The organism is Enterobacter cloacae complex sp. P47BA, from assembly GCF_014930485.1.
GTDB lineage: Bacteria > Pseudomonadota > Gammaproteobacteria > Enterobacterales > Enterobacteriaceae > Enterobacter > Enterobacter bugandensis.
In genome coordinates this window covers 11936-34427 of record NZ_JADBRF010000028.1, presented here as the reverse complement: position 1 = coordinate 34427, position 22492 = coordinate 11936, and the positions used below count along the sequence as shown (strand labels likewise).

Annotated in this window: 21 protein-coding genes; 2 read left to right on the top strand and 19 right to left on the bottom strand. The window is 54.7% G+C overall.

What is annotated here, in order from left to right:
* Window positions 1-24 precede the first annotated feature (24 nt).
* From nlpE to IM299_RS21520, 3 genes are read right to left on the bottom strand one after another with little or no spacing between them, the layout of a single operon-like run.
* Window positions 25-723, bottom strand: a complete 699-nt coding sequence (gene nlpE / locus IM299_RS21530; RefSeq protein WP_193358086.1) for an envelope stress response activation lipoprotein NlpE — start codon at window positions 721-723, stop codon at window positions 25-27.
* 34 nt (window positions 724-757) lie between these two features.
* The gene (gene arfB, locus IM299_RS21525) at window positions 758-1180 is read right to left on the bottom strand and encodes an alternative ribosome rescue aminoacyl-tRNA hydrolase ArfB (RefSeq protein ID WP_028015595.1); all 423 of its coding nucleotides are present in this window, start codon (window positions 1178-1180) and stop codon (window positions 758-760) included.
* Complete coding sequence (locus IM299_RS21520; RefSeq protein ID WP_047367365.1) at window positions 1177-1722, bottom strand: YaeQ family protein; 546 nt, start codon at window positions 1720-1722, stop codon at window positions 1177-1179. The genes arfB and IM299_RS21520 overlap by 4 nt, the downstream gene beginning before the upstream one ends.
* A gap of 196 nt (window positions 1723-1918) precedes the next feature.
* On the opposite strand from IM299_RS21520, the gene IM299_RS21515 reads away from it, so the two are divergent.
* A complete protein-coding gene (locus tag IM299_RS21515; protein WP_008501889.1) occupies window positions 1919-2119 on the top strand; it encodes a YaeP family protein in 201 nt (66 codons plus the stop codon).
* Window positions 2106-2366, top strand: coding sequence for a Rho-binding antiterminator (rof, locus tag IM299_RS21510; protein ID WP_028015593.1), 261 nt, complete (start codon window positions 2106-2108; stop codon window positions 2364-2366). Before IM299_RS21515 ends, rof begins: the two co-directional genes overlap by 14 nt.
* 28 nt (window positions 2367-2394) lie before the next feature.
* Here rof and tilS read toward each other — a convergent pair whose 3' ends face one another.
* The 16 genes from tilS to ispC form a co-directional block, all read right to left on the bottom strand.
* Complete coding sequence (gene tilS / locus IM299_RS21505; protein WP_193358085.1) at window positions 2395-3684, bottom strand: tRNA lysidine(34) synthetase TilS; 1290 nt, start codon at window positions 3682-3684, stop codon at window positions 2395-2397.
* Window positions 3685-3742: 58 nt separating this feature from the next.
* A complete protein-coding gene (locus IM299_RS21500; RefSeq protein ID WP_028015591.1) occupies window positions 3743-4132 on the bottom strand; it encodes a VOC family protein in 390 nt (129 codons plus the stop codon).
* Window positions 4133-4197: 65 nt separating this feature from the next.
* Entirely contained in the window at window positions 4198-6330 is a 2133-nt protein-coding gene (locus IM299_RS21495; protein WP_048957421.1) for a lysine decarboxylase LdcC, read from the bottom strand.
* Between the two features lie 100 nt (window positions 6331-6430).
* Window positions 6431-7390 carry an acetyl-CoA carboxylase carboxyl transferase subunit alpha gene (gene accA, locus IM299_RS21490; protein WP_013095666.1) on the bottom strand — a complete coding sequence of 320 codons (960 nt, stop codon included), beginning with the start codon at window positions 7388-7390 and terminating at the stop codon, window positions 6431-6433.
* A 12-nt stretch (window positions 7391-7402) separates the two neighbouring features.
* Window positions 7403-10885 (bottom strand): DNA polymerase III subunit alpha, encoded by a 3483-nt coding sequence (dnaE, locus tag IM299_RS21485; RefSeq protein ID WP_041911187.1) that lies wholly within the window; start codon window positions 10883-10885, stop codon window positions 7403-7405.
* A gap of 38 nt (window positions 10886-10923) precedes the next feature.
* The gene (gene rnhB / locus IM299_RS21480) at window positions 10924-11520 is read right to left on the bottom strand and encodes a ribonuclease HII (RefSeq protein ID WP_193358084.1); all 597 of its coding nucleotides are present in this window, start codon (window positions 11518-11520) and stop codon (window positions 10924-10926) included.
* Window positions 11517-12665: a lipid-A-disaccharide synthase gene (gene lpxB / locus IM299_RS21475; protein WP_041911188.1), complete on the bottom strand. Its 1149-nt coding sequence runs from the start codon at window positions 12663-12665 to the stop codon at window positions 11517-11519. The genes rnhB and lpxB overlap by 4 nt, the downstream gene beginning before the upstream one ends.
* Window positions 12665-13453 carry an acyl-ACP--UDP-N-acetylglucosamine O-acyltransferase gene (gene lpxA / locus IM299_RS21470; protein ID WP_041911189.1) on the bottom strand — a complete coding sequence of 263 codons (789 nt, stop codon included), beginning with the start codon at window positions 13451-13453 and terminating at the stop codon, window positions 12665-12667. Before lpxA ends, lpxB begins: the two co-directional genes overlap by 1 nt.
* A 3-nt stretch (window positions 13454-13456) precedes the next feature.
* Window positions 13457-13912, bottom strand: coding sequence for a 3-hydroxyacyl-ACP dehydratase FabZ (gene fabZ, locus IM299_RS21465; protein ID WP_010426706.1), 456 nt, complete (start codon window positions 13910-13912; stop codon window positions 13457-13459).
* Window positions 13913-14014: 102 nt separating this feature from the next.
* The gene (gene lpxD, locus IM299_RS21460) at window positions 14015-15040 is read right to left on the bottom strand and encodes a UDP-3-O-(3-hydroxymyristoyl)glucosamine N-acyltransferase (RefSeq protein WP_193358083.1); all 1026 of its coding nucleotides are present in this window, start codon (window positions 15038-15040) and stop codon (window positions 14015-14017) included.
* Window positions 15041-15043: 3 nt separating this feature from the next.
* Window positions 15044-15538, bottom strand: coding sequence for a molecular chaperone Skp (gene skp, locus IM299_RS21455; RefSeq protein ID WP_014882635.1), 495 nt, complete (start codon window positions 15536-15538; stop codon window positions 15044-15046).
* Between the two features lie 122 nt (window positions 15539-15660).
* Complete coding sequence (gene bamA, locus IM299_RS21450; protein WP_028015584.1) at window positions 15661-18078, bottom strand: outer membrane protein assembly factor BamA; 2418 nt, start codon at window positions 18076-18078, stop codon at window positions 15661-15663.
* A gap of 31 nt (window positions 18079-18109) precedes the next feature.
* Window positions 18110-19462 carry a sigma E protease regulator RseP gene (gene rseP, locus IM299_RS21445; protein WP_041911192.1) on the bottom strand — a complete coding sequence of 451 codons (1353 nt, stop codon included), beginning with the start codon at window positions 19460-19462 and terminating at the stop codon, window positions 18110-18112.
* An 11-nt stretch (window positions 19463-19473) separates the two neighbouring features.
* On the bottom strand, window positions 19474-20331 hold the full coding sequence (gene cdsA, locus IM299_RS21440; RefSeq protein ID WP_045631181.1) for a phosphatidate cytidylyltransferase: 858 nt from the start codon (window positions 20329-20331) through the stop codon (window positions 19474-19476).
* A 12-nt stretch (window positions 20332-20343) separates the two neighbouring features.
* Entirely contained in the window at window positions 20344-21102 is a 759-nt protein-coding gene (gene ispU, locus IM299_RS21435) for a (2E,6E)-farnesyl-diphosphate-specific ditrans,polycis-undecaprenyl-diphosphate synthase (protein ID WP_028015581.1), read from the bottom strand.
* Window positions 21103-21287: 185 nt separating this feature from the next.
* A complete protein-coding gene (ispC, locus tag IM299_RS21430; RefSeq protein WP_193358082.1) occupies window positions 21288-22487 on the bottom strand; it encodes a 1-deoxy-D-xylulose-5-phosphate reductoisomerase in 1200 nt (399 codons plus the stop codon).
* Window positions 22488-22492 lie beyond the last annotated feature (5 nt).

The following is a 22492-nucleotide window of genomic DNA, read 5'->3' as shown; positions in this document are numbered from 1 at the left end:
GTTTTTTAATGGCTCAACGTCAAATTATTTACTGTTACAGTCTTTACCCGCGGCAAACTTCGCGTCTTTATCTGCCACCAGCGTTTTCACCATCTCCCCGCTATCCGGGTTTGGCTCCAGCGTAAAGTGGCCGTCAACCGTCAGCAATACCGGCTTGCTGTCATTGCCGCGCGCCACGGCGTAATCACGTTCAAGCTGCGCATTGTTTGCCACGCTGACTTTCTTACCGGTAGCGCAGTCAGTAAAGATCGCCGCATCCGCCATATAGAAATACATCCCCCGCATCGCCATTGGCGTGGCTGGCAGCGACGCTTTCACCGGCGTCAGCGTGTAGTTGAGCTGGGATTCAATCGGATTGCCTTCCCGGTCGAGCATTTCCATGTTCTCACCTTTAGGGCGGAACCAGGTTTTATCACCGGTGGTATCTGTCAGGACCAGCTTCTCCGCCGTACGCGCCCATGTCCCGTAGGTGGCAAATGAAGAGGGTTCTTTCGCGCCCTGGTAGCGCTGGTTCATCACCCAGGTACCGTCTTTTTGCAGGAACAGTGACGTTTCAATGCCTTCGCAGTCCGCGCAAGGCAATACGCCGCGCCAGCTCTGCTGCATTGGCTTTAACTCTTCATTCTGCGCTGGCTGCAAAACCTGCGTTTCAGAACGGTTGTTACACCCGAAAAGCGCAAACAATGTACTCACTGCCAGCGCTGAAAATAATGTTTTTTTCACAATGAATTCCTTATGAAAATTGTGTTCCCTCTCGTCACTCCATCGGGCGACGAACTTTACCGCGTAATGCTTTCACTGTGGATTTTTGGGCTTTCGAGGACAGCCGACGCTCTTTCGATGCGCGGGTTGGCCGCGTTGCCCGGCGGCTTTTTTGTACTGCCGTTAACTCTTTGATGACCGCCACCAGCCTGGCTAGCGCCGCTTCCCGGTTTAATTCCTGGCTGCGGTACTCCTGGGCTTTGATCACAATCACGCCATCGCTGGTGATCAGATGATGGCTGGCGGCAAGCAGGCTTTCTTTATAATACTCTGGCAGGCTTGATGCCCGAATGTCAAAACGCAAATGGATAGCCGTCGACGCCTTGTTGACGTGCTGCCCGCCCGCGCCCTGAGCACGGATGGCGGCGATCTCCAGCTCGCTATCAGGGATGCTGACGCTTCGGGACAAGACGATCATGACGCAGGCTGCCAGGCTGTCAGATGAATTTCCAGATTATTCTGAGAATCAGAAAGCCAGATGGCTCCGTCCTGGATCGTTGCCTGCAGCGCCATCGTCCGGCTGGCGAACTCACTCAACTGCGCCAGCTGTTCATCATCCAGATACCAGACGGCGAGATTTTTAAACTGCGCGCATTTATTCTTATTTTGCTGCCACCAAATCTCCGCCGCGCGCTGGTTGTAGGCGAATAACGCCACTTCCGCAGACTGAGTACACGCCTTTTTAATCCTGCGCTCGTCCGGCAGACCGAGTTCAATCCATAAATCGATCCCCAGATGGTCGTTGCGCAGCCAGGCTTCAGGCTCGTCTTCCGCACTTAACCCACGGGTAAACTGCAGACGTTCATCAGCATACTTAATCCACGCCAGCAGGCGCAGCATCATACGCTCCTGTGTTTCGGAGGGGTGGCGTGCCAGCGTAAGCGACGCGTCCAGAAACTGGTTGCGATCAAGATCGGCCACGTTGACCACTGCTTTATAAATTGTCGCTTTCAGCGCCATGAGAGAACTCCATTCGAATCAGCCGCACATTGTAGCGAAAACGGAGGCAAAAGGCTGTTACCGAGTAATAAATACACCGCTATCAAGGCGCTGATATTGCTTAAATGAGTATGGTATAGTCACCTTGCTAAACCGAGTTTATCTTCGTAGGCTTAATGATATCTCACAGTAAGTCAGTGCGCTGGCGGGAGGGGATGTGAATAATTATTGTGAGTTAATTCGCAAACGGTATGCGGAAATCGCCAGCGGAGATCTGGGGTATGTCCCGGACGCGTTGGGCTGTGTATTGAAAGTGCTTAATGAAGTGGCCTCTGATGAGAGCCTTTCAGAGTCGGTCAGGGAAAAAGCAGCGTATGCTGCGGCGAATTTACTGGTGAGCGATTATGTCGATGAATGATACTTATCAACCCATCAATTGTGATGACTATGACAACCTCGAACTCGCCTGCCAGCATCATTTAATACTGACGCTGGAGCTAAAAGATGGCGAAGTGTTGAAGGCGAAGGCCAGCGATCTGCTTTCACGCAAGAATGTGGAATACCTGGTCGTGGAAGATGCCGGTGCGACGCGCGAGCTGCGTCTGGACAAAATAGCCAGCTTCAGCCACCCGCAAATCGGCACCGTCGTGGTGAGCGAATCCTGATGACATTAACGGGCAGCCGGGCTGCCCGTTACGCTTTCCGCCACTCGAAGCTGGCCCCCTCTTCTGTCCACCCCTCTTCCGTGATGAAAACCCCTGCAGCAGCAATCAGCGTTTCACCGTAGAACAGCAGCGGCGTGGTGTCGCGTAGCCACGGCGGCACGTTGTACTCCTGCCATATCTTTTTCAGCTTCCGTCCCCCGTTGCGTCCGACGATATGCAGCAATCCGCCAGCCTTAAAGCGCACGCTGACGGATTCTCCGGGCTTTGGCAGACGCACATGCCCAGTCGGCATCAGAGAGACACTCCCCGCGTCACGGGGCAATATCAGCGGTGCCTCTGGTGAGGTCCAGTGAAGCACCACATCGGTCAGCGAGGGGGAGTATTTTACCCACCAGAGTTTGCCTTTATAGCGTCTGACCTCATATCCGCTGAGGTGTACGCAGGGGGAAGCATCTTCCCGCGCCTGCGCGACTTCGTCCCAGATACGGCTCAGCATTGCCCGCGACGGCATCGCAGCATGATGAGTGGCGAGCCAGCGACGTAACAGCGCGGCCCGACGCGCCGGGCTTATCGCCTCCAGAGGCGCAATTGCCAGCGCTCCGTCTTCTGAAATGAGGTCAGACAGCTCCTCGCTGAGTAACTCATCCAGCAGGCTTTCCTGTTCGGCACACAGCATGGCGCTTCTTGCCGTCGCGTCGGCGAAATGCGGCCAGCGCTCGCTTAAAAGCGGGAGGACGCGCAGACGCAGGAAGTTACGATCGTAGCTATCGTCCTGGTTGCTCTCATCTTCGATCCAGCTCAGCTGATGTTCCCGCGCCCAGGCTTCCAGCGACGCGCGTGTCTCGCCAAGCAACGGACGCAATAATTGCGTTCCGGCAAAATCAGAACGTGCCGGCATGGCGGAAAGCCCCGCGGGTCCGCTGCCCCGCTTAAGCGCCAGCAAAAAAGTTTCGCACTGATCGTCCAGATGCTGCGCCGTGACCAGCGCTTCGCCGGGCAGCAATACGCCTGCAAAAGCGGTATAGCGGGCTTTACGCGCCTGCGCCTCAATACCCAATCCTTCATCAGCAAGCGTGACGCGCTCAACGATGAGCGGGATAGCCCACGCCTCACACAAGGCTTCACAGTGCGCCACCCAATCCTCTGCATGACGGCTTAGTCCGTGGTGGATATGTATAGCCCGAAGCTGGACGCCAGGGTCCCGCTCGCGCCAGAGCTTAAGGCGATGTAGCAACACGGTGGAATCCAGGCCACCGCTAAACCCCACCAGCAGCTGGCGGTACGGTGAAACGGCTTGTGCGATAGCGGGTAAGGTCATAGGAAATTACACATAAAAAATGCCCGAACTGAGCGGGCATTATCACACAGGACAAACATTACTGCTGGTAAAGCTCCAGCGGCAGGCCGTCCGGATCGTTGAAAAAGGTGAAACGCTTATCGGTAAACGGATCGACGCGAATCGCCTCGCACGTCACGCCGTGCGCTTCCAGGTGTTTTACTGCGCTATCAAGGTCATCAACGCTGAAAGCCAGATGACGCAGTCCGCAGGCTTCCGGACGGGACGGACGCGAAGGCGGGAAAGGAAAAGAGAACAGCTCAATCACATACTGCCCGTTTAGCGCGAGATCGCCCTTCCAGGAGTCACGCTCCTCGCGGTAGGCCTCGCTCATGAGCGTAAACCCAAGAATGTCGCAGTAGAAGGCCTTACTTTTCGCATAATCGGTGGCGATAATCGCAATATGGTGAACCGCTTTTAAACCCAGCATAGCTTCTCCTTTTTATGATGCCTGAACGTTACAACCGAAAACCCACACCTGGCAAGCGGTCACCTTTATTTTAGGACTCGCACCCAGTACACGCCGTTTTCATCGCGTTTCGCGCCGTGGATATCCGTTTCAAAGCCTGGATAGTGACGTCCTACCGAACAGAGCATCAGCAGAAAATCGAGCACCGCCCGGCTCTCCTCGGTGATCATCTCACCCGGCATCAGCAGCGGCACGCCCGGCGGATACGGCAGGATCATGTTGGCCGATACCCGCCCGACCAGATTTTCCAGCTCAACGGTTTCGACTTCGCCTTTCACCTGCCGCTGCCAGGCCTTGTGCGGCGTCAGCTTCATGTCAGGCAGGACGTCAAACGCCTGGAGCATCAGGCGCGGCAGATCGTGCTGGCGGATCAGCCGGTGGATCCCCTGGGCCAGATCCTGAATGCGCATGTTGCGGTAAAAGTCAGGATCTTCCGCGTAGAGATCCGGCAGCATGTTCTTCACCCGCAGGTTGAGATCGTACGCGCGCTTGAACTCCATCAGCCCGCGGAGCAAACCCATCGCCCGTGTTTTATCGATCCCTATGCTGAACAGGAACAGCAGATTGTAAGGACCGGTCTTCTCCACCACCACGCCGCGCTCGTCAAGGAACTTCGCCACCAGTGCGGCAGGGATCCCCTCCTCGCCCATCACGCCCTGTTCGTCCATGCCCGGCGTCAGGATCGTCACCTTAACCGGATCGAGGAACATATGGTCCGCATCAGCATCCCGGAAGCCGTGCCAGCTCTCTCCCGGCGCGACGGGCCAGCACTCCGCCTCGTCGATCTCTTCCGGCTGCCAGATATCGAAGAACCAGCCGTCGGCCTCATCCTTCAGCCGCTGGACCTCTTTACGGAAATGCAGCGCCCGTTCCACCGAGCGGTTAATCAGGCGTTTACCCGGATTGCCGCGCAGCATCGCCGCCGCCGTCTCGATAGAGGCCACCAGCGGATAGCTCGGTGAGGTGGTGGTGTGCATCATAAAGGCTTCGTTAAACGTATCCTCATCGTACTCGCCTTTAATATGGATTAACGAAGCCTGCGAAAACGCGGCCAGCATTTTGTGCGTCGACTGCGTTTCGAAAAAGACCTTGCCCGGCACGCGCTCGCCGCTCATGCCGCTTTTACCCGCGTAAATCGGGTGGAAATTGGTGTACGGCACCCACGCGGAATCGAAGTGGATCGACGGTACGTCCAGCGTCTGCTTGATCCAGTTCGTGTTATACAGCAGACCGTCATAGGTGGAGTTGGTGATTACCGCATGGACAGGCCAGCTTGCGTCGGGGATCGCCGCAACCTTACTTTCGATGGCCTGGTGCGTGAACTCCCGTCGCGGAATGCCGCCGAGGATACCGAGCGCGTTACGTGTGGGTGACAGCCAGATCGGGACGACGTCGCTCATCATCAGCAGGTGCGCGAGCGATTTATGGCAGTTACGGTCAATCAGCAACGTGCTTCCGGTTGGCGCGGCGTACATCCCGACGATTTTGTTCGAGGTCGAGGTGCCATTGGTCACCATATAGCTCTGCTCGGCGCCAAAGGTGCGGGCGATATACTCTTCAGCTTCAAGATGTGGGCCGGTGTGATCCAGCAGAGAACCCAGTTCTGTCACTGAAATCGACACGTCTGCTTTCAGGGTGTTGCCGCCGAAGAAATCATAGAACAGGCACCCCACCGGGCTTTTTTGATAGGCCGTTCCGGCCATGTGTCCCGGCGTACAGAAGGTGTATTTCCCCTCTTTCACATAGGTGAACAGCGCGCGCGTAAACGGCGGCGTGATGTTATCCAGGTATTCACCGGTGTACTGCTGAATGCGGGTCGCAATGTCCTCGGCCACGCCGAGCGAGTATTCGAAGAACCACAGCGCCATGCGCATATCGTGCGCGCTGACGTCCATGGTCGAGTGTGTGTTGATAAAGGCGTAGAGCGGAAGGTATTCATTCAGCCTGTTGATCTCGCTGCACAGCTCCATGTCGTATTCGTCCCAGTCGAATATCACGCCACAGATGCGCGGATTATGTTCGATGAATTTCAGCAGATCGGCGCTGTTTTGCGGCCAGATCAGCTGATAACCGCGTGCTTTAAGAGCTTGCTCCAGCTCCTTGATGGGCTCGTCTTTATAAAAGACGCCGTGTGGCCCCATGATGGCAATGATGTTCATGGTTTACCTCCTTGAAAAACATCAGATAAGCATAGTTAAGGTAAACGGCAGGTATAAAAAAAGCCGCAACAATGTGCGGCTTTTCAGATAATTGTGAAGCTTACGCGTAACCGTAGGTCATCAGACGCTGGTAACGACGGTTGAGCAGGTCTTCTTTGCTCAGGACGTCCAGATCGGCCAGGTCGGCCAGCAGCTGTGCTTTCAGGGAAGCAGCCATCACTTCCGGCTTACGATGCGCGCCGCCCAGAGGCTCCGGGATAACGGTGTCGATCAGCTTCAGCTCTTTCAGACGCGGCGCAATGATGCCCATCGCTTCCGCGGCCAGCGGCGCTTTGTCGGCGCTTTTCCACAGAATGGACGCACAGCCTTCCGGGGAGATAACGGAATAGGTGCTGTACTGCAGCATATTCACTTTATCGCCCACGCCAATCGCCAGCGCGCCGCCGGAACCACCCTCACCGATAACGGTACAGATGACCGGAACCTTCAGGCGAGACATCTCGCGCAGGTTGCGTGCGATAGCTTCAGACTGGCCGCGCTCTTCCGCGCCTACGCCTGGGTATGCACCCGGCGTGTCGATGAAGGTGATGATTGGCATATTGAAACGCTCAGCCATCTCCATCAGACGCAGGGCCTTACGGTAGCCTTCTGGTGCTGGCATACCGAAGTTACGACGGATCTTCTCTTTGGTTTCACGGCCTTTCTGGTGACCAATGATCATCACCGGACGTCCATCCAGACGCGCGATACCGCCGACGATAGCTTTATCGTCAGCGTATGCGCGGTCGCCTGCCAGTTCGTCAAATTCGTCAAACGCCAGGCGGACATAATCCAGGGTGTACGGACGCTGTGGATGACGCGCCAGCTGCGCGATCTGCCATGCGCCGAGATCGGCAAAGATTTTGCGCGTCAGCTCTACGCTTTTTTCGCGCAGACGATGCACTTCTTCGTCGATGTTAATATCCAGTTTTTCATCCTGACGGCTTACCGCTGTCAGAGAATCGATTTTCGCTTCCAGCTCAGCAATCGGCTGTTCGAAATCAAGGAAATTCAGACTCATAGTATTCCTGTATTAGTCAAACTCCAGTTCCACCTGCTCCGAACCAATGAGGCCACGGAGATCGTTCAGTAAACGATCGCTCGGAGAGACACGCCACGTTGCACCAAAGCGCAACCGCGCACGTGCATCCGCCCTCTGATAGTAGAGATGTACTGGAATGGTCCCCGAGCGGTGGGGTTCCAGAGACTGACGGAGTCGGTTTAAAAGCTGGTCATCAATTTGCCTGTCCGTCAGCGAGATAGCAAGCCCGCGAGCATATTTTTCCCGGGCTTCGTCAATGTCCATCACTTCGCGGGCGGTCATTTTAAGCCCCCCGCTGAAGTCATCAAAGCTGACCTGTCCGCTGACGATAAGTATGCGGTCTTTTTCCAGCAATTGCTGGTATTTATCCAGCGCGTCGGTGAACAGCATCACCTCCAGACGCCCGGAACGGTCATCTAACGTACAGATGCCGATACGATTGCCGCGCTTGGTGACCATTACCCTTGCAGCAATCACGAGCCCCGCAGCCGTGGTGATCTTACCACGTTCTGTCGGATGCATGTCTTTAAGCCTGTGGCCGCCGACATAGCGCTCAATTTCTTTAAGATACTGGTTGATCGGGTGACCCGTCAGGTACAGACCTAACGTTTCCCGCTCGCCGTCCAGTACTACCTGTTCTGGCCACGGCTGGCAGTTGGAATAGGACTGCTCGATCTGCTCTGGCTCTTCCGCCAGCACGCCGAACATATCCGCCTGGCCAATGGCTTCCGCTTTTGCATGCTGATCGGCCGCCTTCAACGCATCGCCGAGCGAGTTCATCAGCGCGGCACGGTGTGGCCCCAGCCTGTCAAACGCGCCGGACATGATCAGTTTTTCCAGCACGCGGCGGTTCAGTTTTTTGGTATCGGTACGGGCGCACAGATCGAACAGCTCACGGAAGTAGCCACCGTTATTACGCGCTTCGATGATCGCCTCGATCGGCCCCTCACCCACGCCTTTGATCGCGCCGATCCCGTAGACGATCTCCCCGTCATCGTTAACGTGGAAATGGTACAGACCCGAGTTAATATCCGGCGGCAGGATCTTCAGCCCCATGCGCCAGCACTCGTCCACCAGGCCAACCACCTTCTCAGTGTTGTCCATATCGGCGGTCATTACCGCCGCCATAAACTCAGCGGGATAGTGGGCCTTGAGCCACAGCGTTTGATACGAAACCAAAGCATAGGCGGCGGAGTGAGATTTGTTAAATCCGTACCCGGCGAATTTCTCCACCAGGTCGAAGATTTTCATCGCCAGTTCGCCATCGACGCCGTTTTTCTTCGCCCCATCTTCAAAGATAGAGCGCTGCTTGGCCATCTCTTCCGGCTTTTTCTTACCCATCGCACGACGCAGCATGTCCGCGCCGCCAAGGGTATAGCCGGAAAGCACCTGGGCGATCTGCATGACCTGTTCCTGATACAGGATGATGCCGTAGGTCGGTTCCAGCACCGGTTTCAGGCTTTCATGCTGCCACTGTACGTCCGGGTAGGAAATCTCTTCGCGCCCGTGTTTACGGTCGATAAAGTTATCCACCATCCCTGACTGCAGCGGGCCCGGACGGAACAGGGCCACCAGCGCGATCATATCTTCGAAGCAGTCGGGCTGCAGGCGCTTAATCAGATCTTTCATGCCGCGGGATTCAAGCTGGAAGACGGCTGTCGTCTCCGAGCGCTGCAGCATGTCGAAACTTTTCTTGTCATCCAGCGGGATGGCCGCGATATCCAGCGGCGGCTCGCCGTTCTTCTCGCGGCGGGCGTTGATCATCTCCAGCGCCCAGTTGATGATGGTCAACGTACGCAGGCCGAGGAAGTCGAACTTCACCAGCCCGGCGTATTCCACGTCGTTTTTATCGAACTGGGTGACCGGGTGCTGGCCCGCTTCGTCGCAGTAGAGCGGCGCAAAGTCGGTGATTTTGGTCGGGGCGATAACCACGCCCCCCGCATGCTTACCGGCGTTACGCGTCACGCCTTCAAGCTTGCGCGCCATGTCGATCAGCGCTTTTACCTCTTCATCAGCTTCGTAGATTTCCGGCAGCTGAGGTTCAGCTTCAAAGGCTTTTGCCAGCGTCATGCCCGGATCGGGCGGCACCAGCTTTGAAATACGATCGACAAAACCGTACGGATGACCCAGCACGCGGCCCACGTCGCGGATAACCGCTTTCGCCGCCATGGTACCGAAGGTAATGATCTGCGAAACCGCGTCACGACCGTACATATCGGCCACGTGCTCAATCACCTGGTCGCGTTTTTCCATGCAGAAGTCGACGTCGAAGTCGGGCATGGAGACACGTTCCGGGTTAAGGAAACGTTCGAACAGCAGGTCAAATTCCAGCGGATCGAGGTCGGTAATCTTCAGCGCATACGCCACCAGTGAGCCCGCACCCGAGCCACGGCCCGGACCTACCGGCACGCCGTTATCCTTCGACCACTGGATAAACTCCATTACGATCAGGAAGTAGCCCGGGAAGCCCATCTGGTTAATCACCTGGAGTTCAATATCCAGGCGTTCGTCATACTCCGGACGACGTTTTTTACGCTCTTCTTCATCCGGGAACAGGAATTCGAGACGCTCTTCCAGACCTTCTTTCGATTTCATGACCAGGAAATCTTCCGTGGTCATGTCCCCGGTCGGGAACTGCGGCAGGAAGTATTCGCCGAGGCGCACGGTCACGTTACAGCGCTTGGCAATCTCTACGCTGTTTTCCAGCGCTTCCGGAATGTCGGAGAAGAGCTCGCACATCTCCTCTTCGCTGCGCATATACTGCTGCGATGAGTAGTTCCGCGGACGCTTTGGATCGTCGAGAGTGAAGCCATCGTGGATAGCGACGCGAATTTCATGCGCATCAAAATCGCCGGACTCCAGGAAACGCACGTCATTCGTTGCCACCACGGGCAAGCCGCGCTCTTCTGCCAGCGCGACAGCAGCGTGCAGATAGTTCTCTTCATCCTGACGGCCGGTGCGAATCAGCTCCAGATAGTAACGATTCGGGAAGTACTCTTCATAGAACGAGACGCACTGATCCACCAGCGCGCTGTTACCGCGCAGCAGGGATTTACCGACATCGCCCATACGGCCGCCGGAGATCAGCAGCAGCCCTTCGTTCAGCTCAGCCAGCCATTCCCTGTCAATCCACGGACCCAGCGCCCCATAACCGCGCTGATAGGCTTTTGAGATAAGCAGAGTGAGGTTTTGGTAACCCGTATTGTTCATAGCCAACACGGAGATTTGCGTCAGTTCATCGCCGATGAGATCGCTCTGCACATGGAAATCCGCACCGACGATAGGCTTCATCCCCGCGCCATGCGCCGTCCCGTAGAACTTAACCAGGCCGCACAGGTTGGTAAAATCGGTGATCGCCAGCGCAGGCATGCCAAGCGAGGCCGCCTTTTTTACCAGCGGCCCGGTCTTTGCCAGCCCATCGATCATGGAGTAGTCGCTATGCACCCGCAGGTGTACGAAACGTGGTTCAGCCATCTTTAGATCCCGCGTTACTTAATTGCTTGCGTCTTGATTCAGGACACCAGTCCCAGCGCGCGCTTCACCGGGCCAAAGCTGCGCCGATGATGTTCAGTTGCGCCATGTTCAGCCAGCTTTTCCAGATGGAAAGCCGTTGGATATCCCTTATGCTGGGCGAAACCATACGCGGGATAAGTGAGGTCCAGCGCGGCCATTTCGGCGTCGCGCGTCACTTTGGCAATAATAGACGCTGCACTGATCTCTGCGACGCGGCTGTCGCCTTTAACGACGGCCATCGAAGGCATCGGCAGCGCCGGGCAACGGTTACCGTCGATCAGCACATATTCAGGCACAACCTTCAGGCCAGCAACGGCTCGCTGCATTGCCAGCATCGTGGCGTGCAGAATATTCAGTTCGTCGATTTCATTCGGCTCTGCGCGCCCTACGCTCCACGCCAGCGCCTTCTCTTTAATTTCATCGAACAGCGCAAGACGGCGCTTCTCACTGAGTTTTTTTGAGTCGTTCAGACCCATAATCGGGCGCGTTGGATCGAGGATCACCGCCGCGGTCACCACGGCACCGACCAACGGGCCGCGCCCGACTTCATCCACTCCGGCAACGAGGTGCGTGTGGGGATAAGTAAATTCCATCATTTTGCTAACTCCAGCACTGCATCAGCCGCCTGCTCATCAGCATTACAGCGGATCTGCTGATGCAGTTCACGGAAAGTATCGTGCATCTGGTGGCTGGTCTTGCCGTTGGCCAGCAGCGGCAGCAGGGCATCCGCAAGCGCCTGCGGCTGGCACTCATCCTGCAACAGCTCTTTCACCAGCTCGCGCCCGGCAAGCAGGTTTGGCAGGGAGACATAATCCGTTTTCACCAGACGTTTTGCCAGCCAGAAGGTAAACGGCTTCATGCGATAACCGACCACCATCGGGCATTTCGCCAGCATACACTCCAGCGCTGCCGTGCCGGAAGCCAGCAGTGCGGCATCGCTTGCATACATGGCTTCCCGCCCTTTCCCGTCGAGAAGACGAACGTGAAGATCCGGGGCAACGTCGGCTTTGATACGCTCGAACTGCTCGCGGCGTTTAGCATTCACCAGCGGCACAACCACTTCAAGATCGGGCCAGGTCTGGCGAAGAATCTGCGCGGTCTTCAGGAAATCAGCGCTCAGCATCTCGACCTCTGCGCCACGGCTGCCCGGCAGCAACGCCAGACAGTGCACATCATGCGGGATACCCAGCACGTCTCGCGCCGCGTTTTTATCCGGATCCAGCGGCATCGCATCCGCCATGGTATGACCGATAAAACGGCACGGAACATTAAATCTGTCGTAAAACGCTTTTTCGAAAGGCAGGAAAGCCAGCACCAGATTGGTGGACCGTCCGATTTTGAAAACGCGTTTCTGTCGCCACGCCCAGACGGACGGACTGACATAGTGAATGGTTTTGATGCCCTGCTTTTTCAGATTACCTTCGAGGGTAATGTTGAAATCAGGTGCATCGATACCGACAAACACATCGGGTTTGAGTTCGGTAAAGCGGCGGGTGAGATCGGCACGAATATGCAGCAGGCGTCGCAGGCGCCCCAGCACCTCGACGATGCCCATCACGGCCAGCTCTTCCATTTCATACCAGGCTTCACAGCCTTCGGCCTGCATCAGCGGGCCAGCCACGCCAACAAAGCGAGCATTGGGTACGCGCGCCTTAAGCGCCCGGATGAGACCTGCACCAAGAATATCGCCGGAGGTTTCTCCGGCGACCAGGGCTATCGTAAGCGGACGACTGTCGACCATTAACGAATCAGACCCCTCGTGGAACGGTCAAAGAACTCCATGAACGCGTTCACTTCAGGATGCTTATTCGCCAGCTCGGCAATTTCCGGCTTCGCCTCTTCCAGCGTTTTACCGCTACGGTACAGCAGTTTGTACGCGTTGCGGATAGCAGTAATCGCTTCGCGGCTAAAGCCACGACGCTTGAGGCCTTCGATGTTCACGCCAAACGGCGTGGCATGGTTGCCCTGCGCAATCACATACGGCGGGACGTCCTGCGCCACACCGGAGCATCCGCCGACCATCACGTGTGCACCAATGATGCAGAACTGATGGACTGCGGTCATGCCGCCAATAATTGCGAAGTCATCAACCGATACGTGTCCTGCCAGCGTTGCGTTGTTGGCAAGAATACAGCGATCGCCCACGGCACAGTCGTGCGCAATGTGCGCATTCACCATGAACAGGTTGTCGCTGCCCACCTTCGTCAACCCACCACCCTGCACTGTTCCACGATGAATGGTGACGCTTTCGCGAATACGGTTACGATCGCCAATTTCCAGACGGGTCGACTCACCAGCATATTTCAGATCCTGGTTAACTTCGCCGATGGAAGCGAACTGATAGATCTCGTTATTGCAGCCAATGGTCGTGTGACCATTCACGACAACGTGAGATTTCAGTACTGTACCCTCACCAATTTCGACATGGGGTCCAACAATACAGAACGGGCCAATGTGGACGTTTGCGCCAATGATGGCACCCGTTTCCACAATAGCGGTAGGATGAATAAAGGCGGATTTATCAATCACGTATCAGGACTCCCGGCTACGAGCACACATCATCGTCGCTTCGCAAACAACTTTGCCGTCAACCAGCGCTACGCCTTTGAAGCGAGTCAGGCCACGACGCGTTTTTTCAAAAGTGACTTCCATGATCATCTGATCACCAGGCACGACAGGACGCTTGAAGCGCGCTTCATCAATACCTGCGAAGTAATACAGTTCACCCGGCTCCAGCTTACCGACGCTTTTAAACGCCAGAATACCGGTAGCCTGAGCCATCGCTTCCAGAATCAACACACCCGGGAAGATAGGCTTACCCGGGAAGTGTCCCTGGAAGAACGGCTCGTTCACGGAAACATTTTTCACTGCGCGCAGAAAACGACCTTCTTCAAAATCCAGCACACGGTCTACCAGCAAAAACGGGTAGCGGTGCGGCAGAAGTTCTAAAATCTCTTCAATATGCAGAGTATGAGTGTCAGTAGTCAAAATACTCTTCCTGTCAAAATGTACTGATAACAATAATAACACGGCCTGCCGGTTTATTAGAAAGCCGACAGGCCGGGAAAGATAGCGTTAAACGGGTGACGTTTAGTCTTGTTGATCGATCTTACGCTCAAGAGACTTGAGTCGCTTGCTCATATCATCAATGTTCATCACCAGAGCTGCTGTTTTACGCCATACCTTGTTGGGTTGCAGCGGAATACCGGAGGAATAGACGCCAGGTTCAGTGATAGGACGCATTACCATGCCCATGCCCGTCACCGTCACCTTGTCGCATATTTCCATATGGCCATTAATCACGCTCGCGCCGCCAATCATGCAGTAACGACCAATTTTCAGGCTGCCCGCCATGATGACGCCCCCCGCAACCGCGGTATTGTCGCCAATCACAACGTTATGCGCAATCTGGCACTGGTTATCGATGATAACACCATTGCCAATGATCGTGTCGTCGAGTGCACCACGATCGATCGTGGTACAGGCCCCGATCTCCACGCGATCGCCAATAATAACGCGACCAAGCTGCGGGATCTTAACCCAGTTACCGCGATCGTTCGCGTAACCAAAGCCATCAGAACCAATCACGGTACTGGACTGGACGAGGCAGTTTTCGCCAATTTCAACGTCATGATAAACGGACACATTGGCCCATAAACGGGTGCCAGCGCCGATTTTCGTATTTTTCCCAACGAAGCATCCAGGGCCAATGACGACGTTATCGCCCAGCTCAACGCCAGATTCAATAACCGCATTCGCGCCAACGGCCACGTTGTTACCCAGCTTAGCCGTCGGATCAATCGCTGCACTGGCAGCAATGTTCTGCGCCGGCTGCGGCGTGGTATCAAGAATTTGAGCCATGCGTGCATACGTCAGGTAGGGATTTTTCACTACCAGCGCGCTTCCAGTGGCAAAAGGAAGATCGTCCTGCGTCAGAACAACAGCTGACGCCTGGCATTGAGCCAGTTGTTCACGGTACTTAGGGCTTACCATGAAGGTAATCGTGCCAGCTTTAGCAGATTGCATGGACGCAACAGCGGTGATGACGATATCGCCATCACCGTGTAATTCTGCATCCAACTGCTGAGCTAAATCAGCCAGTCGAATTGAAGGCATTACTTATTTAACCTGTTTCAGAACATCAGCGGTGATGTCTTTAACATCGCTACTGTTGAAAGCAACGGCGTTCGCATCAACAACCAGATCGATGCTCTGATCGGCAGCAACTGCTTTAACAGCAGTCTGAATGCGAGTCACCAGCTTGCCACGCTCTTCGTTAGAACGACGCTGACGATCCTGCTCGAAAGCCTGCGCTTTCTGGGAGAAGGTCTGGCGCTGAGCCATAACGTCTTTTTCCAGTTTGCTGCGATCGCTTGCTTTCATGGTAGAACCATCACGCTGCAGACGCTGCATTTTGGACTGAAGATCGCCTTCCATACGCTGCAGTTCGCTCGCACGGCCTTTGAATTCGTTTTCCAGAGTCGCAGAAACACCTGTTTTCTGAGCGACCTGCTGGAACAAATTACCCATGTTGACGATTGCGATTTTGTCTGCTGCCTGAGCAGAAGTTGCCATCGCTAAACCGAGACCTGCAGCTAATAACCACTTTTTCACAATTAACTCCTTACCATCCCATTGGCACCAGAAGGTACCGTTCTTTGCGTGGCAAGGCGACCGTTTTACCGATCGCCGGTTGTCAGCGCTACACTGCCAACGCATTCCATTGCAGCGGATTATTACCAGGTTTTACCAATGTTAAACTGGAATTGCTCCGCTTTGTCTCCATCGTATTTCTTAAACGGCTGGGCGTAGGAGAAGACCAACGGCCCCAGCGGTGACATCCATTGTAATGCGATACCGGCAGACATGCGAATATTGCCCGGATCGCTATAGTCTGGAACGCCAGCCGCGCGCATCTGGGCAGTATTCTCCCAGTTGGTATCCCACACCGTACCCGCATCCCAGAAGAAGGACGTACGTACGGAGTTCGCGTATTTATCACTGATAAATGGCGTTGGGGTGATGAACTCCAGGCTGGCCACGGCCATGGCGTTACCGCCTACCGCATCATCAGAGCTACATACTTGTTTTGGATCACGGCTTGCGCAGTTATCTTCATCATTACCGCCGTAATAAACCGCTTTCGGACCAATGTTGTTAGACTGGAAGCCACGCACGGTGCTTGAACCACCCGCGTAGAAGTTCTCATAGAACGGCAACTCTTTACTGCCGATACCGTCACCATAGCCCCAACGGGTACGACCCAGCACCACCCACTTGTGATCGTCATCAATCGGGAAGTAGGACGCGGTATCCAGCGTCACCTTGTAGAACTCGTTATCGGAACCAGGAATGGTCACCTTACCGTTCAGGTTGACGCGAGAGCCTTCCGTTGGGAAGAAACCGCGGTCAAGACGGTTGTAGGTCCAGCCATAGTTGAAGGTGAAGTCATCTGCAGCAAAACCGTTGTCATCGCTGGAGGTACTCGCCGACTGGCCGATGGAATCCAGATAACGCCACATCGCCACCTGCGGCTGCATGTTGGACAGGTCGTTATGCACGTAACCTAAGCCCGCTCGCAGGGTGTTGTATTCGTTAACCGGGAAGCCAAGCGTTCCGTCCACACCGTAACTTTTGTTGGTGTAGGAAGACAGATCTGCATCATCCGCTTTAAAGTCGTTATAGAAGATACGACCGCCCAGGCTCACACCGTCAACGGTGAAGTATGGGTTGGTAACGGAGAACTCAGAGTAGGTCTGGTAGTCGTTTTTGGTACCGTTAATACCAACAGAGTAACCCGTACCCAGCCAGTTATCCTGCTGGACGCCTACCTGGAAACTCACGCCGCTTTCCGTGCCGTAGCCCACGCCGAAGTTAAAGCTACCGGTGTTACGCTCTTTCACTTTATAAACGACATCAACCTGATCCGGGCTGCCCGGTACACGCTGAGTTTCAGTATCTACGGTTTCAAAATAGCCCAGACGGTTCAGACGCTCTTTACCCTGGTCGACCAGGTCGCTGCCCAGCCACGCCCCTTCCATCTGACGCATTTCACGACGCAGAACGGAGTCTTTAGAGGTGTCATTACCGACGAAGCGGATCTTACGCACGTAGAAACGGTTACCCGCATCAACGTTAACGTGCAGCTTAACGGTTTTATCCGCATCGTTGATTTCCGGCTGAGTTTGTACGCGCGGATAGGCATAACCATAGCGGCCGAGCAGCTTCTTAATGCTGTCTTCCATTTTGGTGACTTTGGATCCGCTGTACAGATCGCCCGGCTGAATTTTGGTCAGCGATTCGATCTCAGCAGAATGCCCCGCCAGGTTACCACTCACTTCAACACCAGAAAGCTTGTACTGATCGCCTTCAGTGATGTTAACCGTAATGTAGATACCTTTCTTGTCCGGAGTCAGACTGACCTGAGTCGAGTCGATGTTGAAGCGGGCATAACCGCGATCCAGATAGTAGCTGCGCAGGGTTTCAAGGTCGCCCGCCAGCTTCTGTTTTTGGTATTTACGATCGCCAACCACGTTCCACCACGGCACTTCATCGCGCAGCTGGAAGGTCGAGATCAGTTCGTCGGTGCTGAACGCGTGGTTACCCACGATGTTGATCTGCTGGATCTTCGCAGAAACACCTTCCTGGAAGACCAGCTTCAGGTCAACACGGTTACGCGGGAGCGGAGTGACAACCGCTTTCACGCTGGCGCTGTATTTACCGACGCTGTAGTAGAAGTCTTCCAGACCTTTTTCAATGTCTGAAAGGGTTGTGCGGTCCAGAGATTCACCCACACGAACACCCGATGCTTCAAGGTTTTGCTTGAGCATGTCATCTTTCACCGACTTGTTGCCGGAGAAAGTGATACTGGCGATCGTTGGACGTTCTTTTACCTGTACCAGCAGCGTATCACCATCGCGCAGGACGCGGACGTCCTCGAAGTTGCCGGTGGCAAACAGAGCACGGATGGTGTTACTGATATCTTCATCATTAACCGTATCGCCGGGGCGCACAGGCATACTGAGGAGGGCCGCACCAACGGCGACACGCTGAAGGCCTTCGAAATGAATATCTTTCACTACGAACCCGTCAGCACCGTATACGGTGGCGCTGCTAAACAGCAGCGACGCTATGAGCAACTTTTTCATCGCCATCGTTATTATGCGTTCTTCCTAACTAACTCTCTTACAACCGAGAGAAATCATTGAAAAGTGCAAGCCCCATTAACAGCACCAGCAAAATCGAGCCAATGCGATAACTAAAGTCTTGAACTCGCTCGGATACCGGCCCGCCTTTTAGCTTTTCAATCGCTAAAAACAGCAGATGACCCCCGTCTAAAACGGGAAGCGGGAACAGGTTGATAATCCCAAGGTTCACGCTAATAAGCGCGAGGAACATGAGATAGTAAATCACCCCGAACTCCGCTGACATCCCAGCCCCCTGAGCAATCGAGATTGGCCCACTGAGGTTGTTCAGTTTCACATCACCGGTTATCAATTTCCCCAACATGTTGACCGTCAGCTTCATCAGTTGCCATGTTTTATCCGTGGCTTCAAGAATGGCGCTGAACGGCCCATACTGGCGTATTGTCTTGTACTCATCTGGCAGCGGGATCACTTTTGGCACAACGCCTGCAAACCCTTCTGCCTTTTTGCCGACCGACTTCGTATCCGGGATCAGCGTCAGCGAAAGCGGACTGCCTTGCCTTTCAACTTCCAGCGCGAGGGACGTCCCCGGATTATCGCGCACCAGAGTAACAAAGGTCATCCACTCTGTTAATGGTTGACCATCGACTTTAACGATCCTGTCGCCAGCTTGCAAACCCGCTTTGCTCGCCGCCGAATTTGCCTGTACTTCGGCTAATACCGGCTCAATCTGCGCGCCGCGGGGACGAATGCCCAGCGCAGCGACGGGATCCTCTTTGTCTGGCTCGAAACGCCAGTGGCGTAAATCCAGTACTTTGTCCTGACGCGCGTCTGACCCAAACGGCGATACGCTGATAGTTGTCTGCGGATCGCCAATTTTGGCTACCAGCTGCAGTCGCACGGCATCCCAATCAGGGGTTTCGATGCCATCAATCGCTTTAAGTTCCATCCCGGAGGTAATTTGCGCACTCGCCGCGATGGAGTCAGGGGCAATATCCCCCACTACCGGACGCACGCCAGGGACGCCGATGATAAACACCAGCCAGTAAGCGAAAATCGCAAAGATGAAGTTGGCTACCGGTCCGGCAGCGATGATAGCGGCGCGTTGTCCAACGGTTTTGTTGTTAAACGCACTGTGTCGCAGTTCGGGAGCGACAGGCTCAACACGTTCGTCGAGCATTTTGACGTAGCCGCCAAGCGGGATAAGGGCGATGACAAATTCCGTGCCGTGACGGTCGGTGCGCGTCCAGAGTGATTTGCCAAAACCAATGGAGAATCGCTCTACCCGCACACCACAACGGCGAGCAACCCAGAAATGGCCAAATTCATGCACGGTAATCAGTACACCCAGTGCAACAATGAACGCCGCCAGATTCCAGAGAATGCTCAGCATAAAACCTTCCGTTAAATCGTCCCGAATACCAGTAAAAGCAGGCAAGCAAATACTGGAACAGCCGCTGTCAGGCTGTCAATGCGATCCAGTATACCGCCATGCCCTGGAATAAGATGTCCGCTGTCCTTAATCCCTGCTTCACGCTTAAACATACTTTCGGTTAAATCACCGAGCACTGAGGCAAGTGCAGCAAAAATCGAGCACACCAGCAGTATTGACGGTGCCACGGCCAGATCTGCCCAGACGCCATAGCCCCAGGAGATGATCGCTGCCGTAAACAAGCCGCCGATGAAGCCTTGCCAGGTTTTCCCCGGCGAAACTTTTGGTGCCAGCTTATGTTTGCCAAACAGTTTACCAAACATATAGGCCCCGGAGTCAGCCCCCCAGACGAGAATCATCACATAAAGCAGCCAGATCGCACCGCTGTAGTGGTTTTCGTCATAATGCCAGGCGCGCAGCGCGACCATGCCCCAGAAAAACGGAACAATGGTGAGCAAACCAAAAATCAGTCGCAGCACTTTTGAATGACGCCAGATTGCGGCCGAACCTGGATAAAAAAGCACCAGTAATAGCGCAACAACCCACCAGGCCAACGACATCCACAAGGAGCCGGCAACCAGCGGTTGATGAATATCATGGTGATATTCAGGCAACATAAACAGCATTATGGCCAGGATAAAGCCACAGAGTACCGCAAGCCATACTCGCTGGCTGCGCGAGGTAAAGCCGCTAAACTGTCCCCATTCCCACGCGGCAAGCATGCACACTACCAGCGTGACAATGGCGAATCCCACCGGGGGCAGCAAAAACAGCGCCGCAATGACAATGGGTATTAAAACAAAAGCGGAAATCAGGCGATACTTCAGCAAAAGCTACCCCCATCAGGCTTTGTCGCCACCTGGCTCGGTGCCGCCGAAACGACGCTCTCGATTGGCAAAGGCATGCAGCGCACCTTCAAAGTCTTGTTCATCAAAATCGGGCCAGAGAACATCTGTAAAGTAAAGTTCAGCATAGGCAATTTGCCATATCAGAAAGTTACTTATGCGATGTTCCCCCCCTGTCCTAATTACCAAATCCACAGGTGCCAGTTCATTCATGCAGATTTGCTTGCTCAGCGCCTCTTCATCAATCTGGTCGGGTCTCAACAGCCCTTCCTGAACCTGTTCGGCCAGATGCCGAACGCCCTGGATAATATCCCAGCGTCCACCGTAATTCGCCGCAACGTTGAGCGTCAGACCGGTATTATTTTCCGTCAGCGCTTCTGCTTTACGAATCCGCTCCTGCAAACGTGAGTTAAAACGACTGGTATCGCCAATGATGCGCAGGCGAACGTTGTGGCGGTGCAGGCTTTTTACTTCGCTGTCTAGCGCCCACACGAACAATTCCATCAACGCAGTCACTTCCTGCGGAGGTCGATTCCAGTTTTCACTGCTAAAAGCATAGAGCGTTAACGCATCAATGCCGTTATTGGCGGCAAAAGAGACGGCGCGGCGAACAGATTTCGCTCCCGCTTTATGCCCAAAGGCTCGTATTTTCCCTTGTCTTTTCGCCCAGCGCCCGTTGCCATCCATAATGATTGCTACATGACGGCAGCCATGAGCTGGCAAGTTTTCGCTTATTGGTTGATTCGCAGACAACATAACGCGTTTTTTGTCCCTGAAAGGATTTAACGGTACTCAGGAATACTTAAGCCTGTACATAAAAAAGCCGTGTCAAACCACGGCTTACCTGACCACATAAAGTCAAATTCCTGCGATCAGGTGGCGCAGACTATATCACTGAAGCCCAACGCTAACAAATAGCACGACCACTAGTGCTTGCTTTATCACCAGCTTGCGAGACGTGTCACCTGTTTACGCGCAATATCACGAGCAGCTGTATCCACCGCCAGTACCTCCTCCACGCTTTGTGGCTCGCGCAAATCCATCATTTCCAGTACCGATAAATTTAAGGACGCGATATCGGTAAAACGGATCTGCTGATTCAGAAATGCGTCAACGGTAATTTCATTGGCTGCATTCAGTGCCGTCGTCGCCGCCTGCCCCTGGTCAAAGGCGTTCATTGCAAGCTTCAGACAAGGATAACGATCGTAGTCTGGTTCACTGAACGTCAGAGAACTGAGCTTACAGAAATCAAGCGGCTTCACGCCAGATTTCACCCGGTTCGGCCATGCCATTGAATGGGCAATAGGCGTACGCATATCCGGCTCGCCGAGCTGTGCCAGCACGCTGCCATCCTGATAGCGCACCATCGAGTGAATCACCGACTGCGGGTGGATCAGTACTTCCATCTGTTTCGCCGACGCATTAAACAGCCAGCGCGCTTCAATGTATTCCAGACCTTTGTTCATCATGGTGGCAGAATCCACGGAGATTTTACGCCCCATTGACCAGTTCGGATGACGGCACGCCTGATCCGGCGTCATTGCGCGCAGTTCAGACAGTGGCGTTTCACGGAACGGGCCACCAGACCCGGTAAGCAGAATCGACACAACGCCATTCTGCTCCAGGTCAGCGTACCCCAGGTTCTGTTGAAAAGGTTGCGGTAAACTCTGAAAAATGGCGTTATGCTCGCTGTCGACCGGTAAAAGACGCGCCCCGCGCTGTTTTACCGCGTCCATGAACAGACGTCCGCAGGTCACCAGCGACTCTTTATTGGCGAGCAAAACATCTTTACCGGCATCGATCGCAGCAAGTGTCGGCAGCAGCCCGGCTGCGCCGACAATGGCCGCCATAACCTGGTCAACCTCATCCAGCGCCGCCATCTCGCAGGCCGCCTGCTGGCCACTCAGCACCTCGGTTCGGCTGCCCTTCTCACGCAGTTGGGCTTTTAGCAGGCGCGCGCTCTCTTCGTCATCCATCACCGCATAGCGGGGCATAAACTCCAGGCACTGCTCGACCATACGCTGCACATTCTTACCGGCCACCAGCGCTGTCACGGTGTAAAATTCAGGATTATGGCGGACGACGTCGAGAGTACTGCAACCGATGGAGCCGGTTGAGCCGAGGAGTGTTAAATGCTTCATGAGAT

What these genes read in the sequence shown, in the direction of transcription:
- arfB (WP_028015595.1), bottom strand. Translation starts at nt 1,180, where the DNA reads ATGATCGTCTTGTCCCGAAGCGTCAGCATCCCTGATAGCGAGCTGGAG.
- IM299_RS21520 (WP_047367365.1), bottom strand. Translation starts at nt 1,722, where the DNA reads ATGGCGCTGAAAGCGACAATTTATAAAGCAGTGGTCAACGTGGCCGAT.
- rof (WP_028015593.1), top strand. Translation starts at nt 2,106, where the DNA reads ATGTCGATGAATGATACTTATCAACCCATCAATTGTGATGACTATGAC.
- tilS (WP_193358085.1), bottom strand. Translation starts at nt 3,684, where the DNA reads ATGACCTTACCCGCTATCGCACAAGCCGTTTCACCGTACCGCCAGCTG.
- IM299_RS21500 (WP_028015591.1), bottom strand. Translation starts at nt 4,132, where the DNA reads ATGCTGGGTTTAAAAGCGGTTCACCATATTGCGATTATCGCCACCGAT.
- IM299_RS21495 (WP_048957421.1), bottom strand. Translation starts at nt 6,330, where the DNA reads ATGAACATCATTGCCATCATGGGGCCACACGGCGTCTTTTATAAAGAC.
- accA (WP_013095666.1), bottom strand. Translation starts at nt 7,390, where the DNA reads ATGAGTCTGAATTTCCTTGATTTCGAACAGCCGATTGCTGAGCTGGAA.
- dnaE (WP_041911187.1), bottom strand. Translation starts at nt 10,885, where the DNA reads ATGGCTGAACCACGTTTCGTACACCTGCGGGTGCATAGCGACTACTCC.
- rnhB (WP_193358084.1), bottom strand. Translation starts at nt 11,520, where the DNA reads ATGATGGAATTTACTTATCCCCACACGCACCTCGTTGCCGGAGTGGAT.
- lpxB (WP_041911188.1), bottom strand. Translation starts at nt 12,665, where the DNA reads ATGGTCGACAGTCGTCCGCTTACGATAGCCCTGGTCGCCGGAGAAACC.
- lpxD (WP_193358083.1), bottom strand. Translation starts at nt 15,040, where the DNA reads ATGCCTTCAATTCGACTGGCTGATTTAGCTCAGCAGTTGGATGCAGAA.
- bamA (WP_028015584.1), bottom strand. Translation starts at nt 18,078, where the DNA reads ATGGCGATGAAAAAGTTGCTCATAGCGTCGCTGCTGTTTAGCAGCGCC.
- rseP (WP_041911192.1), bottom strand. Translation starts at nt 19,462, where the DNA reads ATGCTGAGCATTCTCTGGAATCTGGCGGCGTTCATTGTTGCACTGGGT.
- ispU (WP_028015581.1), bottom strand. Translation starts at nt 21,102, where the DNA reads ATGTTGTCTGCGAATCAACCAATAAGCGAAAACTTGCCAGCTCATGGC.
- ispC (WP_193358082.1), bottom strand. Translation starts at nt 22,487, where the DNA reads ATGAAGCATTTAACACTCCTCGGCTCAACCGGCTCCATCGGTTGCAGT.